A 13,800-nucleotide genomic window follows, 5' to 3' on the forward strand; every position below is an offset into this window, starting at 1 on the left:
AGTATCCGGTACTTCGGGTTCAGATGACTGGCGTGCTCCAGTCGTTTAATCGCGGCTGATGGTTGTACTGTCTCGGCCAGCGCTGCTGGCCGAGATCATGAATTTCAAAAGAATTTTTTGCCGCCAGATTCTTAGCGATCTGGCGCGTATCGCAGCACTGCGCAAGGGACAAGGGAATGTTCTCACCGGCCAACCAGCCTCATTTCAACCTGACCATCGATGGCGCGGACAGCGATTTCCAGGTGCTGTCGTTCACCGGTCGAGAAGCCCTCAACACGCCCTTTGAATTCGAGCTGGAACTGGTCAGCGAAAAGACCTCGATCAATCTCGAAAGCCTGCTGCACAAATTGGCGTTTCTTCAGCTGTCGCCGAGCGGAAGCGGCATTCACGGGCTGATCTACAGCATCGCCCAGGGCGAGGCTGGCAAACGCCTAACCCGCTACAAGATCTCCCTGCGACCACAGCTTTCGTACCTCGCGCACCGCTTCAACCAGCGCATTTTCCAGCAGATGACCGTGCAGCAGATCATCAGTCAGGTGCTGGAAGAACACGGCATCCTCGCCAGCGATTACCACTTCCAGCTGAGCGCGATCTATCCCGAGCGCATCTACTGCACGCAGTACGATGAAAGTGACCTGCATTTTGTCCAGCGCCTGTGCGAGGAGGAGGGGATTCATTACCACTTCCAGCACACGTCCAGCGGCCACAAACTGACCTTCGGCGATGACCAGACGGTGTTCCCGAAACTCGCGCCGGTGGCTTATCAGCAGGACTCCGGGCTGGTGGCGGACAAACCGGTGGTCAAGCGTTTCGGCCTGCGTCTGGCCACCCGCACCAGCCGCACCACGCGACGCGATTACGACTTCGTCAGACCGAAGATCGAGCTGGAAAGCGACGCCAAAAGCAGCGCCCAGCCAGACCTGGAAGATTACGATTACCCGGGTCGTTTCGTGGATCGCGAGCGTGGCAAGCACCTGGCCCACCGCAACCTCGAACGCCACCGCAGCGATTATCGCCTGGCCGAGGGCAACAGCGACCAGCCGATCCTCGTCACCGGGCATTTTCTGGCCCTGACCGACCACGCCAACCCGACGTGGAACGACCTGTGGCTGCTCACTGAAATCTTCCACGAAGGCAAACAGCCGCAAGTGCTGGAAGAGTCGGTGACCAGCGACACCACCGACGACAAGGACGACTTCCATCAGGGCTATCGCAACCGCTTCAACGCGATCCCGTGGGATGTGCCGTACCGCCCGCCGCTGGATCACCCGAAACCCAAAGTCCTCGGTTCGCAAAGCGCCGTGGTCACCGGCCCCGAAGGCGAAGAAATCTTCTGCGACCAGTACGGCCGGGTGAAGGTGCAGTTCTTCTGGGACCGCGAAGGTCAGCACGACGACAAGACCACCTGCTGGATGCGCGTGGCCTCCAGCTGGGCCGCCGAAACATTTGGTTCGATTAACATTCCGCGGGTCGGCATGGAAGTGCTGATCACCTTCCTCGAAGGCGATCCCGACCAGCCGCTGATCACCGGTTGCCTGTACCACGGCGCCAACCTGCCGCCGTACAAATTGCCGGACTTCAAGACCCTGGCCACGGTCAAGAGCAAGGAATACAAGGGCAGCCGCGCCAACGAACTGCGCATCGACGACACCACCAGCGAAATCAGCATCGCGCTGCGCAGTGATCACGGTGCGAGCGCGATCAACCTCGGTTACCTGACCCATCCACGTCCAAGCGGCGGTCAGCCTCGGGGTGAAGGTTTTGAATTAAGAACCGACCGCCACGGCGCCGTGCGTGCGGGCGCGGGATTGCTGATCACCACCGAACCGCGTCCGAACGAATCCAAGCACCACAAGGACCTGCCGGAAACCGCCGAACGTCTGGCTACGGCCAGCGATCAACAGGGCGGTTTCGCCACGCAAGCCAAAGAGCTTCAGGCCCAGGAAGCGGGCGATCAGGACGACGTGGCCAAGGCCTTGCACGCGCAGCACCAGGGCGTGCTCGGCTCGGGACCTGCGAACCTCACCGCCAACGAATTCCCTGAGTTCACCGAGCCGCATCTGGTGCTCGCCAGTCCCGCCGGTATCGCCCTGACCACGCCGCGCTCCAGCCATATCGCCACCGGCGAACACCTGGCGTTGAGCAGCACCGGTCACACCAGTTTTTCCATCGGCAAACGCCTGCTGGCCAGCGCCAGTCGCGGCATGCGCCTGTTCGTGCAGAGCATGGGCTGGAGGCTGGTGGCGGCCTCCGGCGACATCGACGTCAAGGCGCTCAAGGACAGCATCAACCTGCTGGCCAAACTCAACATCACCGCCAATGCCGACCGCATCACCATCACCGCGAAGACCGAACTGGTGATCCAGGGCGGCGGCAGCGCTACGACCTACAACGCCGGCGGCATTACCCACGCCACCAGCGGCCCGTACACCGCCCACGCGGCGAACTTTGCCTACACCGGGGCGAAATCCCTGGCCGGCGTGTTCCCGGAACCGCCGAAACCGGGCAAGGGCAATCTGGAGCTGTTCAACCAGTACGCCGGGCGACAGGGCATCAAGGACGGCGATTACGAAGTCATCGATGCCCTCGGCAAAAGCATCAAGGGCAAGCTCGACGCGAAGGGGTTCGCCAGCGTTGCCGGCGCCGCACCGGGCCCGGCGCGGGTGCTGTTCGGCAAGGATCCGGCTGACACCTGGAGCGACGGCAGCTACATCGGCAAACCGGAATGGCCGTTGAATCCGCTGGGTACTGAGGACGTGCCGAGTCAGGTGCAGGCGATGGTCGCGCAGGCGCTGCCGAGCAAGAACTGGGACATGTTGGAGAAGGGCAAGGAATTGGCACAGACAGGGATGGGTGCAATGCAGACCGCGCAAGGTGCGATGAAAACGGCGCAGCAGGTGAAGGGCGTTGTGCTGGGCGGGGTGGCCGGGCTGCCGAAACTGGCGAGTGCGGCGATGCCGAGTGCGTCGGGGATCCTCGGGGCAGCGAGCAAGGCGGGCAAGTTGCCGAGTCTGCCGGCGCCGACACTTCCAAAACCTTCCTTGAAAACCCCGGGCCTGCTGGCGGGTGAGATGCTGTCATGACCACTGAAAATGCTGTTGTAAAACGTGAACCTCAGGTTGCCATTGTTCCCCTGAATGCCATCGACATTCAGGACGTTGCGAGTAGCGCGGCGACCTTCGATGCCTGGCTGCAATCGGCCAGTGGCGGTGTGGTCACTCTCGACCGAATCAAGAACGTCGCCGGCGCCTTACCCGTGGTAGGCAACATCATGGCTCTGGTCGATGCGCTGGGTGACATCGTCACGCTGTCGAACGCGCAGAAACGCGACCTGCTCGCGTGGGCCAGTCTGGGCATCAACCTGATCGGTGTTTTGCCGCTGCCACCGGCGATGGCGGCAGCCCGGATGACCCTGCGTCCGACGCTGTTTCTGGTGCGTCAGGAGATGAGGGCCAGCAGCAAGTTGTTGCTCAGCACCTCCGTGATTGAGGTGCTGGTCGGTCACCTGAACGCCTCGATTATCGGCACGCTGGATGATTTTGTTGAACAGGCCAAAGGCAAACTGCCGGGCATTCTGGCGGACGCTGGCAAGCTGGGCGAAGACGTCATCAACGAGATTGCCAAAGGCCTCGAGACGGTGGCCAATGGCAAGCTTGATGCCAAGGGCGACCTAAACGCGGCCGGCGCACAAGCGAGTGCGGCGGTCGATCAATTCAAGAATGATCCCCTTGCATCGTTCGGCAACATCTTCGGCGCCGCGTGCAGCGCTTATAAGGCCGCAGGCAAAGGCTTGGCCAACAGTGCGGCCGATCACCTGCTGCCCGATGAGGTGAAGAAGCGGGTTGCCACGGAAACCGCGAAACTGCGGGCGATGGGCCCGGAGCTGCGCACCCAGTTGAGCAAGCTGGATGATGAGTCCGTTCAGAACTCCATCGGTTGGTTGCTGCTGATTCTTTCCAGCGCCGTGACGTTGTGGCGCAAGCGCAATGCCCATGGCCAGAACGCCGCCGTCCATCCGGAGAAGACCGGACAGGCGAAGCGTACGGCATCTGAGGGGCAGTTGGCCGCCCACGGCCAACAGGCACCGGCGAAAGGCGCGCCCAATCCAAAGAAAGGCCCCTGTGAATGTGCCACGAACTTCAGCATCAATTTCGCCTTGGGTTCGGAAAGCTTCAGCCATACCGATTTCAGCCTGCCCGGCCCCTTCTCGATCGAGTGGACCCGAACTTACAACTCACGGCTCGACGCCTACGATCAGAGCGAACTCGGTGCCCGTTGGATCAGCGAGTTCACCACGCGCTTCGACTGCGTGGACGATGGCCTGACCTTCTACGGCGCCGACGGCCGTGACCACAGCTATCCGCTGCCCAAAGTCGGTCTGTTTCATTACGACGCCATCGAAAACATCACCCTCGTTCGTGCCAGCGAAGATCAGCTATTGCTGTGCCACGGTTTTGAACGCAAGGAAACCTACGTCCGCCGTGGCCAGCGTTATGTACTGACCAACATCTCCCTGCGCAACGGCGCCGGGGTCATGCTGCATTACGAGCATCGTCACGGCGAACACTCGCTGCTCTCCGACCTGATCACCTATCAGGAAAACGACATCACCAAAGTCCACCTGCACCTCGGCACGATGATCGACGATCACGGCCGGTTTATCGGTCTCTGGCAAATCGTTGACGGCGAACCGCAGCGACAGCTCTGCGCCTACCAATACGACGCCTATGGCGATCTGATTCAGGCGCAGGACGAGAACGGCGCAGTCTGGTCGTATCAGTTCCAGCATCACCTGATCACCCGCTACACCGACCGCACCGGGCGCGGCATGAACCTGCAGTGGGACGGTTCAAGCGCCAAGGCCAAAGCCATCCGCGAATGGGCGGACGACGGCAGCTTCGACTCACGCCTGGAGTGGGACGAAAACATTCGTCTGACCTACGTCACCGACGCCCTTGGCAACGAGACCTGGCACTACTACGACATCCTTGGCTACACCTACCGCATTCGCTACGCGGACGAGCGTTCGGAATGGTTCTTCCGCGACGAGGCCAAGAACATCGTGCGCCGCGTGAATGCCGACGGCAGCACCGATCGCTACAGCTACGATGAACGCAGTAACCTGCTCGAACACATCCGTGCCGATCACACGGTGATGCATTACGCCTACGATGATCAGGACCTGCTGATCAAGATCAGCGACGCCGAGGGTGGTCAGTGGCAACGCGCCTATGACGACCAAGGCAACCTGGTCGAAGCGCTCGATCCGCTGGGCAACAAAACCGAATACGCCTACAACAAATCCGGTCAGCCCACCGCGATCAAGGACGCCAACGGCAACGAAAAGACGTTGGACTACAACGACGCCGGGCAACTGGTCGAGTACGTCGACTGCTCAGGCAAGACCAGCACCTGGGAATACAACGAACTGGGGCAGATGATCTGCTTCACCGACGCCGCCGGTAACGCCACCGAATACCAATACAAGGCTGGCCAACTGGTGCTAATCAAGCACCCGGACAAGACTGAAGAGCGCTTTGAACGCGACGCTGAAGGCCGGCTGTTGACGCATGTCGACGGTCTCGATCGCTGCACCACCTGGAGCTATAGCGCGGCCGGTTTGATTGCCGAACGTGTCGATGCCGCCGAGCAAACCCTGCGCTATCGCTGGGACCGCCTCGGACGGTTAACCGCCCTGGAAAACGAAAACGAACAACGCGCCCACTTCCACTACGACTCGGTCGGTCGTCTGCTCGAAGAGCGCGGTTTCGATGGGCGCAGCACACGCTATCAGTACGACCCGCTCACCGGTCGCCTCGCCCAATCGATCAATGGCCAACGCGTCATCTCGCTGAGTTTCGACCCGATGGGACGTTTGACTGAACGTCGCGCCACCTTGGGCGACCAGTCGCAAAGCGAAACCTTTGCCTACGATGGCAACGGCAACTTGGTGCTTGCCAACAATGCCGACAGCCGCCTGCAATGGTTCCACGACCCGGCCGGCAATCTGCTGCGCGAACACCAACATTATCTCGGACTGGAAAAGCCCACCGTCGCGATCTGGCAGCACGAGTACGACGCGCTCAACCAACGAGTCGCTACCGTTCGCCCCGATGGCCACCGCGTCAGTTGGCTGACGTACGGCAGCGGTCACCTGCTCGGCCTACGCATGGATGAACATGAACTGATCGGCTATGAGCGTGACGACCTGCACCGCGAAGTCGCCCGCCATCAAGGCAACCACCTGCTGCAAACCCAAAGCTGGGATCCGGTCGGTCGCTTGCAGGAGCAGTTGCTGGGACGCAGCGACGACAAATCCACGCTGCTCAAACGCGAATACACCTACGACGCTGTAGGCCAACTGACTGACATCAACGACAGCCGCCGCGGGCCAATCGCCTATCGCTACGATCCTGTCGGTCGTCTGCTTAGCGCCGTAACGCGTCAAGGCGTGGAAACTTTTGCCTTCGACCCAGCCGGCAACCTGCTCGACGAAAAAGCGACAGAGATTCGCCGACCACTGGATCTGACCCCACCGCGCAGCAAATTGATCGACAACCTGCTGCGCGAGTACATCGGCACGCATTACGACTACGACGAACGCGGCAACCAGATTCAGCGATGGCACAACGGCCAACGCAGTGATTTGTGTTGGGACCTGTTTGATCGACTGGTGCATTTCGAGGACACGCGCCTGAGCGTGGATTTCGCCTACGACGCACTGGGACGCCGCCTGCACAAAAACTCCCGCGCGCACTACAAACAGCGCCCGGAAGCAGGCTCTCTCTGGAACAGAAACGAACACGCTCGCAAACAGCGAGAACTCGGCTGCGGTTTCACCTTGTACGGTTGGGATGGCGACAATCTAGCCTGGGAAAGCAGTCCAGCGCAGAGCGATGGCGAACCGGGTCGCACGGTGCACTACGTCTTCGAGCCGGGGACTTTTGTTCCTGTTGCGCAGGCTGTACGACATGCACCGATCAATCTGATCGGGCTGCCGGATTACAGCGGTGAATACAGCTTCGATGAAGACCCGGTGTGGAATCACAAGGCAATGGCGTTACCGTTTGATGCGTTGTCCTGGTACCAATGTGATCACCTCGGTACGCCGCAGGAACTGACAGATTCCCAAGGCAACCTGGCCTGGACCGCGCAATACAAGGCGTGGGGGCAGGTGACGGAACATCGCTCGGAATGGGCGAGGCAGCATGGTGTGATGAACCCGATCAGGTTCCAAGGGCAATATCACGATCATGAGACAGGGCTGCATTACAACCGTCATCGCTATTATGATCCAGCTGTTGGCCGCTATATCAGTATAGATCCTATCGGTTATGCAGGTGGCCTGAACGGATATACCTATGCTCCTAACCCAACTGGCTGGGTTGACCCCCTCGGACTCACAAGTACAATCGATGGAACCGGGAAGAAAGTACCTCTTAGTGATCTAGGAGTTCCTGATGGGAAGCTTTTTGATCCAAAACCCGATATAACCACAGCGTATAAGCGAGCTCCGGATTGTGGGCCCACTAGAGGGCAAACAGCGGAGATGCAGGGCCTTAGCTGCGTCAGGTGCGGAAAGAAAGCTCCTAAAATGGTCGCGGATCATAAAGATGCGCTTGTAGTAGAATATTATCGAACGGGTACTAATGATGTTGGGGCTCAAACATCATTGGAAGCAGTGCAGCCCCATTGCCCTACCTGCTCTCGTCAGCAGGGGGGACACGCTTCGGCATTTTCAAAATGTATGAAAAGTAAACTAGGAATTTAGCTATGAAGCAGGCCAAACTGATCACTCCTGATGAATCTCAAAGACAGGTGTGTGCTAAGTATGGATTACCCTTACACGCCCCCGAGGAAATGGTCGCTATTGCCTTGGATACCCTGCATAAGTCTCCAATTTACGGGACTAGGGTCAAACTACCTGAGGGGGGTACGATCAGTTGGTTTATTCACTGTGGAGAACATTCGCCTGTTAGTGGTTTTTACCAAGCGCTTCACACCGGGCATTTAATGGAGGAGCTTCCGGAGGTAGTGAAATATCTTTTCCTACCTGAAGGTGCGAAATTCATTATCGACAGAGAGGGTTACGAGGATGTCTGGATGGCTGAGCTGGATCCAGCCGAATGAGTGAACTCTCTTAACTCTCCCCGGAAAAGATCATATTTTTCAGGGTTTATTTAAATATGGTTTGGTCCTTGAGATTTGCCTAAAGGCCATACGAGAGTTGTGTCCCATTAGCTGGAGTCTTTGGAGCTGAGGCCGAAGGAGCATAAGTGCGCGATAAACCGGGCACACACTATTTCACTTCGAGTAGCGCGGCTTGGGTACAAGCACAGTAAATAATTGAAATAATCTCCTGCGAGCGTTTCATTTTATGGCGATCACTTCTGATCAAGGATACGCAAGGTGAAAGACGTCATTCGCTTGGGCGACTCCACCAGCCATGGTGGAGTGGTGCTCGAAGCATTTCCCCAGACCGATCTCAATGGGAAACCGATTTCGGGTGTAGGCCACAAGGTCAGTTGTCCACTTTGCAAAGGTATTTTTCCTATCGCAGAAGGCAGTAGTACCTATTCAGTCTGCGGCACCCCAATTGCACTGCACGGTATGAAAACCGCGTGTGGTGCTAGCTTGATTGCAAGCGGTCCTAAGGGAGCAGTCATTAGTTGATTCCGGAGGTGCGTCGCAAGTCGAATGTGATCCAGCATCAATCGCCATGTCGTTGCCGCTTTACCCGGTCGTGCTCGTGATCAGACGATATCCTTCAGGGCAGAAGCTGCCCTGATAGCTGCGCAGTTGTAGTTCAGAGCTAAAACTCGCTGAAAGCCCCATCATCGTCCGCGCGTTCGAAAGCGGTACCGTGGCTGATGAACACTCGATCTTGGGACGTGTGCACCTCTACGGCTTTGACGGTATGCACCACAATCGAGTCGATTAGCAGCCTCAGCGCAGGTTCCCGCTCAGTTTTGAATTCCCAATCAGGTTCGAGTGGAATCAGGCGGAGCCGTCTCTTATCCTCCTTAGAAATTTTTGGCTGAGTTATATGAATCGAAAACGACGGATAGCCCTCGTCGGTTTCAGGTTCGTAATCGAGCAGGCTTGAGGATAGACGAGTCCCGTGTGGATATGGCAGGTGCTCGATCAGGGACGCCTTGTGAAAAAGGACGACATTCTCGCCAACTCCGTCTTGGACCGAGGGGAAAATGATCCCATCCAGCAAAGGCTTTTTAAGTGACGCCAGATAGTCGGCTACCGCTTGGGTTATCAAGTACTCATGGTCTTGGTCACCAGGCATAACCGGTAGGGTCAGCCGCCTAGCCAGCGTCCGCAAGAAAGCGATGCGCTCTACTTCTTGAACGAAGACAGGATCGAATAAGCTGCCCTTGCACGTGATCGACTCTAGGGATCGCAGGTCCAGCAACCGCAAAGGCCGGGTGAACATAAACTGAGCAACCACCACCTGGCTGCCCACGGCTGGTCGAACCTCTGCGAGAGCTGACTTCGCGTCCTTCGCTCCATAAAACACCGAGATCCCGGAGGAGTTCATACGGTTTGCACGCGCAATAGGACCTGCAGGTGGGCCGAGTTTTTTGACAGGCTCCTCAAGTGCCTTTTTGAGTTCGTCCTGACTCTGGAACTCCCGTGCCCGGTACAGTCCGAGCAGCTCAGTCCCAGGCCCAGCCTCGACGATGGTTAGCCCACCATGGTGCGTCCGGGCCTCCTCCAGCCCCGCGAAGACGTTCTGGAACAGATTCAACACTTCTTGGTTGAATAGCCTGCTCTCGTACTTCAACGCCATTTCGAGCTGATGCCACTGCACCTGCCAGAAAACGCTGTTGACGTTCCTCCTCTCGTAGTACGACTCGGGGGAAAATTCATCCTCATCACCCGTGGGGTCGCTGGGGTCGTAGGACCCATGTCGATCCTGCAGGATCTCCAGTAGGTCCTCACCGACCTCCTGTTCGCAGCTTGCGATATCGACAATGACGTCGAGAACCGGCGTACCGCCTCGGCTCCAGTCATAACTGATCTCGCGATCCCGAATCAGCGCGTACTCGTAATCACTGGGCTCCGATGGTGTTCTACGGAAATGAGACTCGAATGCCTCTTCAACGAGGTCCGCCAAGTCGTCGATTTCGAAGCACGGTGCAGCAGCTTTCTCGCAGTAGCTACAGCTGCCACTTGGTTTGGCTTCGATCAACGATTGGAGATAGCCCTCCGTCACGCACGACGCGCAGACCAATTTGGTCTCTCCATCAGGCTCACGCATTTTTAATGCCGCTGACAGTGATGGTACGAACGGAAAAACTCATTGATTTCTCTCTTTGCCGTATGGAGGGGAGGGCTAGTTAACTATATCTGGCAAACATGGATGATGTCGTTGTCATGGCTCTTGGGCAGCGTTTGGTGCGACATGCAGAGCGGCTTCGGTACCCGAGCTGTTGAGTTGGTACAGCAACTGCGACCGCGAGCCATCCAAAAACCTTCGCACGTCTCTTACATCGAGCGATTTTGAGAGCCCTGCCTTAGCCGGAGGGAGTAGTCAATGGACACTCAAAACACACTTCTGGATGTGGTGGTCAGGGGCGAGTCGACGTTCACGACAACCGCTCTTCAATCGAACCTCGGCTTTGGATAGTTGGCTATGGCGACTGGACTGGCTTGGCTTCCGCGACGTTGATCGGGGTGACACGCACCGCTCGCAGCGTTGTGAAGGAGGTAAATCACTATCTCATTCAGGAGCTCGTCTGAAGAGTTCAGCGAGGCCGTGAAGCCCTTTCCACGTATTGATTGCCAACGCTACGGCGTAGCGAGGTCAGGCATGGGCAATGGCTTCGGCTGCGTCCAGCAGTCGCTCAAGGATACGAAATCCATCTTCGCTGTTGATCAGGTAGGTCGTCAGATCCTCAGCACTGAACGTGAAGATCTCATTAATTTTGAAGGTTTTGAACAGTTTTGATGCCAGCAGTATGCCTGCCGTATTCAGTAACTCCTGTTCATCCACACTGGTTAGTTGCGGAAAAAATGTAGATACCGCCGCTGTACTCAATGGGCGTATATCCAGAGAGATAGCGCAACATTCCCAATGCCAGATTCCTTTGGTGGGGCAAAATGTCGGGCCGTCATCATTGAGCATGTAATTCCAACGATCGCTTTCCCACATCCACTTAGGAGGCTTTAGCAGGTAGGGTGCAGCTTCCTCAGAATAGACAGTGACTTCATGATTTTGAGGGTTGCCCCATAACGTTATTGGGGTCTTCCTGGGATAAGTATTGGCACGCTCTCGTAGCTTGAATGCGGCCAGCGTCTTATTGATACCGGATTGCACCACTGCCTGGCTGCAACCTTCCGCCAGATCCGCTAGCGTCATCCCGATATCTATCTTCCGCTGTATTAAGGGCTGAAGATTTAGGTAAATGCGATTGATCAAGGGATCCGGTAGGTGACCAGTGCATCCAGACTCAAGGATTAGCGGTATAACCCTGACACCAGGTTGACCGATAATTTCGGCCAGCATCTGTAGCTCACGAGACAGTCCGGAGCCTTCTTTTTTCGCCGATTGCAAATAGTCCTGATCACAAAGGCACAAAACCGTCAGCGGTCGCTTAGCCAACTGTTTGGAAATGACAACGTCTGGTAGCTCGCCGTAATCGATGTTGTCTCGATCCCAGAAGACGTCATGGTTCCATTCCAAATAGGAAACTATGTGTCGACGTACCCATTCTTTGTTCTCGAAGCTTTCGCCCCACGCGTATGAGATGAAGATAGAGCCACGGTTATCTGATTCCGTCATATCTGCTCGCTTTCAGTCGCGGTCATGAGCATTCGTTTGCTCTCTTAGCAATGCTTACAGCTAAAGCATCATAACCGGCAGGCCTTCAAATTTAGGGCCCCTTTGAGACTTTCGGATCCTGGTTAAATCCTGCGACAACCTTTATTTATTGCAGTAGGCTCCATTTTTTGTGGATATCGATTTTTGTGACAGCCTTTATTTTTCGATGCGCTTCTTCGAACACCCTTGGAGGCCGCGAAATCCGTGAGGCCCTGTGACAATCTTTATTTCTTGTTCACACCCGCAAAAATCGCAGCCTCGGCTGCGATTTTTGTATCCGACTCGAGGGCATCCATGGACCGCTTCCAGGAAATGCAGATCTTCGCCACGGTGGCTCAGGAGCAGGGCTTCTCGGCAGCGGCGCGACGCCTTGGCTTGTCCGCCGCCAGTGTCACTCGCGCGGTTGCAGCGCTGGAGCAGCGTATTGGCACACAGTTGCTGATCCGTACCACACGCAGTGTGCATCTGAGCGAAGCGGGTCAGCGTTATCTGGAAGACTGTCGGAGAATTCTCGCCGAGGTGCAGGAAGCCGAGGATTCGGCGGCCGGCAGTCACGCCCAGCCCCGTGGGCAATTGACGGTGACTGCGCCGGTTTTGTTCGGTGAGTTGTTTGTCACGCAGCTGATGACCAGTTATCTGACGCAATACCCGGACGTTTCGATCAATGCGCTGTTGGTTGATCGGGTGGTGAGCATGGTCGAGGAGGGCATCGATGTCGCGGTGCGCATCGGTGAGTTGCCGGACAGCAATCAGCACGCGATCCGGGTTGGCGAAGTGCGGCGGGTGATCTGTGCGTCGCCGGCCTATCTGGCCCGGTACGGCCGCCCCGAGCATCCACAGGCGCTGGCCGGCGCGCCGGTGGTGGCGACCTCGGCCATCGGCCAGTTGCGCAGTTGGCCGTTTGTGGATCAGGGCGAAGCGATCAGCGTGCGGCCAGAACCGAGGCTGGTGGTCACCGCCAACCAGGCGGCGATTACTGCGGCTTGCCTGGGCTTGGGGCTGACCCGGGTGTTGTCTTATCAGGTCGCCGGCAAGGTGGCCTGCGGTGAGCTGGAAATTGTCCTCGCCGACTTCGAACTGCCGCCGCTGCCGATCCATGTGGTGTATCAAGGCGGGCGCAAGGCACCGGCGCGGGTACGCAGTTTTGTCGACCATGCAGTGAAAGCCTTGCGAGAGCATCCGGCGCTGCAGAACGCAGCGTTATTTCATTCGGTGAAATAATCGATTGCGATTGCTGGTGATTCTGTTGCTTTGAGGATGGGGGGAAGATGGCCTCCATCGGCGCTGCCATCCCGAACGGCGCCACCTCCAGCGGAGTCGACCATGCAAGCGATCAAACTCTACAACTTCCCGCGTTCCGGCCACGCCCATCGGGTGGAGCTGATGTTGTCCCTGCTGCAACTGCCGACCGAACTGATCCTGGTCGATCTGGCCAAGGGTGAGCACAAGCAGGCGCCGTATCTGGCGATCAACAGCTTCGGCCAGGTGCCGGCGATCGATGATGGCGGTGTAGTGCTGGCCGACTCCAACGCGATTCTGGTGTACCTGGCGCTCAAGTATGGCAATGGTCGCTGGCTGCCGACCGATCCGCTGGGCGCTGCAAGGGTTCAGCGCTGGCTGTCGGCCGCAGCAGGGCCGATTGCTTTCGGACCTGCTGCTGCCCGATTGGTGACGGTGTTTGGCGCACAGTTGAATGCTGAAGAAGCGATTACCCGTGCGCACAACCTGCTCAAAGTGATGGACGTGGAACTGGGCAAGACCCCGTACCTGGCCGGCAGCGAGCCGACCATCGCCGACGTGTCCGCCTACAGCTACATCGCCCATGCGCCGGAAGGCAACGTGTCGCTGGACGACTACACCAACGTGCGTGCCTGGCTGGCGCGGGTTGAAGCCTTGCCCGGTTTTGTCGGCATGCCACGCACGGTCGCTGGTCTGCAAAAGACTGCCTGAGGTTCAGCCCTGAT

Annotated in this window: 8 protein-coding genes and 1 pseudogene; 7 read left to right on the plus strand and 2 right to left on the minus strand. The window is 57.6% G+C overall.

Annotated features, from left to right (window positions below):
- Nucleotides 1-176: 176 nt before the first annotated feature.
- The 4 genes from OC71_RS23105 to OC71_RS27245 all read left to right on the plus strand — a co-directional run bounded on the left by OC71_RS23105 (nt 177) and on the right by OC71_RS27245 (nt 8,673).
- Nucleotides 177-3,083, plus strand: coding sequence for a type VI secretion system tip protein VgrG (locus OC71_RS23105; protein ID WP_041073777.1), 2,907 nt, complete (start codon nt 177-179; stop codon nt 3,081-3,083).
- On the plus strand, nt 3,080-7,771 hold the full coding sequence (locus tag OC71_RS23110) for an RHS repeat-associated core domain-containing protein (protein WP_084234277.1): 4,692 nt from the start codon (nt 3,080-3,082) through the stop codon (nt 7,769-7,771). Before OC71_RS23105 ends, OC71_RS23110 begins: the two co-directional genes overlap by 4 nt.
- 2 nt (nt 7,772-7,773) lie before the next feature.
- Nucleotides 7,774-8,130 (plus strand): hypothetical protein, encoded by a 357-nt coding sequence (locus OC71_RS23115; RefSeq protein WP_041073779.1) that lies wholly within the window; start codon nt 7,774-7,776, stop codon nt 8,128-8,130.
- A 279-nt stretch (nt 8,131-8,409) separates the two neighbouring features.
- The gene (locus tag OC71_RS27245) at nt 8,410-8,673 is read left to right on the plus strand and encodes a PAAR domain-containing protein (protein WP_084234279.1); all 264 of its coding nucleotides are present in this window, start codon (nt 8,410-8,412) and stop codon (nt 8,671-8,673) included.
- A gap of 139 nt (nt 8,674-8,812) precedes the next feature.
- Here the strand turns inward: OC71_RS27245 and OC71_RS23120 are convergent, their stop codons facing one another.
- Entirely contained in the window at nt 8,813-10,273 is a 1,461-nt protein-coding gene (locus OC71_RS23120) for an RES domain-containing protein (protein ID WP_084234281.1), read from the minus strand.
- 305 nt (nt 10,274-10,578) lie between these two features.
- Between OC71_RS23120 and OC71_RS28580 the strand changes: the two are divergent.
- A pseudogene (locus OC71_RS28580) lies at nt 10,579-10,755 on the plus strand (pyridine nucleotide-disulfide oxidoreductase); the annotation flags it as partial.
- 64 nt (nt 10,756-10,819) lie between these two features.
- Here the strand turns inward: OC71_RS28580 and OC71_RS23125 are convergent.
- Complete coding sequence (locus OC71_RS23125) at nt 10,820-11,797, minus strand: toll/interleukin-1 receptor domain-containing protein (RefSeq protein ID WP_041073781.1); 978 nt, start codon at nt 11,795-11,797, stop codon at nt 10,820-10,822.
- A 333-nt stretch (nt 11,798-12,130) separates the two neighbouring features.
- Between OC71_RS23125 and OC71_RS23130 the strand changes: the two genes are divergently transcribed.
- Nucleotides 12,131-13,057 carry a LysR family transcriptional regulator gene (locus OC71_RS23130; protein ID WP_041073783.1) on the plus strand — a complete coding sequence of 309 codons (927 nt, stop codon included), beginning with the start codon at nt 12,131-12,133 and terminating at the stop codon, nt 13,055-13,057.
- Nucleotides 13,058-13,159: 102 nt separating this feature from the next.
- Nucleotides 13,160-13,786, plus strand: a complete 627-nt coding sequence (locus tag OC71_RS23135) for a glutathione S-transferase family protein (RefSeq protein WP_041073785.1) — start codon at nt 13,160-13,162, stop codon at nt 13,784-13,786.
- The last annotated feature ends 14 nt before the right edge of the window (nt 13,787-13,800 follow it).

The organism is Pseudomonas sp. W15Feb9B (genome assembly GCF_000828175.1).
In the GTDB taxonomy this organism is placed as follows: domain Bacteria; phylum Pseudomonadota; class Gammaproteobacteria; order Pseudomonadales; family Pseudomonadaceae; genus Aquipseudomonas; species Aquipseudomonas parakoreensis.

What these genes read in the sequence shown, in the direction of transcription:
- OC71_RS23115 (WP_041073779.1), top strand. Translation starts at nt 7,774, where the DNA reads ATGAAGCAGGCCAAACTGATCACTCCTGATGAATCTCAAAGACAGGTG.
- OC71_RS23125 (WP_041073781.1), bottom strand. Translation starts at nt 11,797, where the DNA reads ATGACGGAATCAGATAACCGTGGCTCTATCTTCATCTCATACGCGTGG.
- OC71_RS23130 (WP_041073783.1), top strand. Translation starts at nt 12,131, where the DNA reads ATGGACCGCTTCCAGGAAATGCAGATCTTCGCCACGGTGGCTCAGGAG.
- OC71_RS23120 (WP_084234281.1), bottom strand. Translation starts at nt 10,273, where the DNA reads ATGCGTGAGCCTGATGGAGAGACCAAATTGGTCTGCGCGTCGTGCGTG.
- OC71_RS23110 (WP_084234277.1), top strand. Translation starts at nt 3,080, where the DNA reads ATGACCACTGAAAATGCTGTTGTAAAACGTGAACCTCAGGTTGCCATT.
- OC71_RS23135 (WP_041073785.1), top strand. Translation starts at nt 13,160, where the DNA reads ATGCAAGCGATCAAACTCTACAACTTCCCGCGTTCCGGCCACGCCCAT.
- OC71_RS23105 (WP_041073777.1), top strand. Translation starts at nt 177, where the DNA reads ATGTTCTCACCGGCCAACCAGCCTCATTTCAACCTGACCATCGATGGC.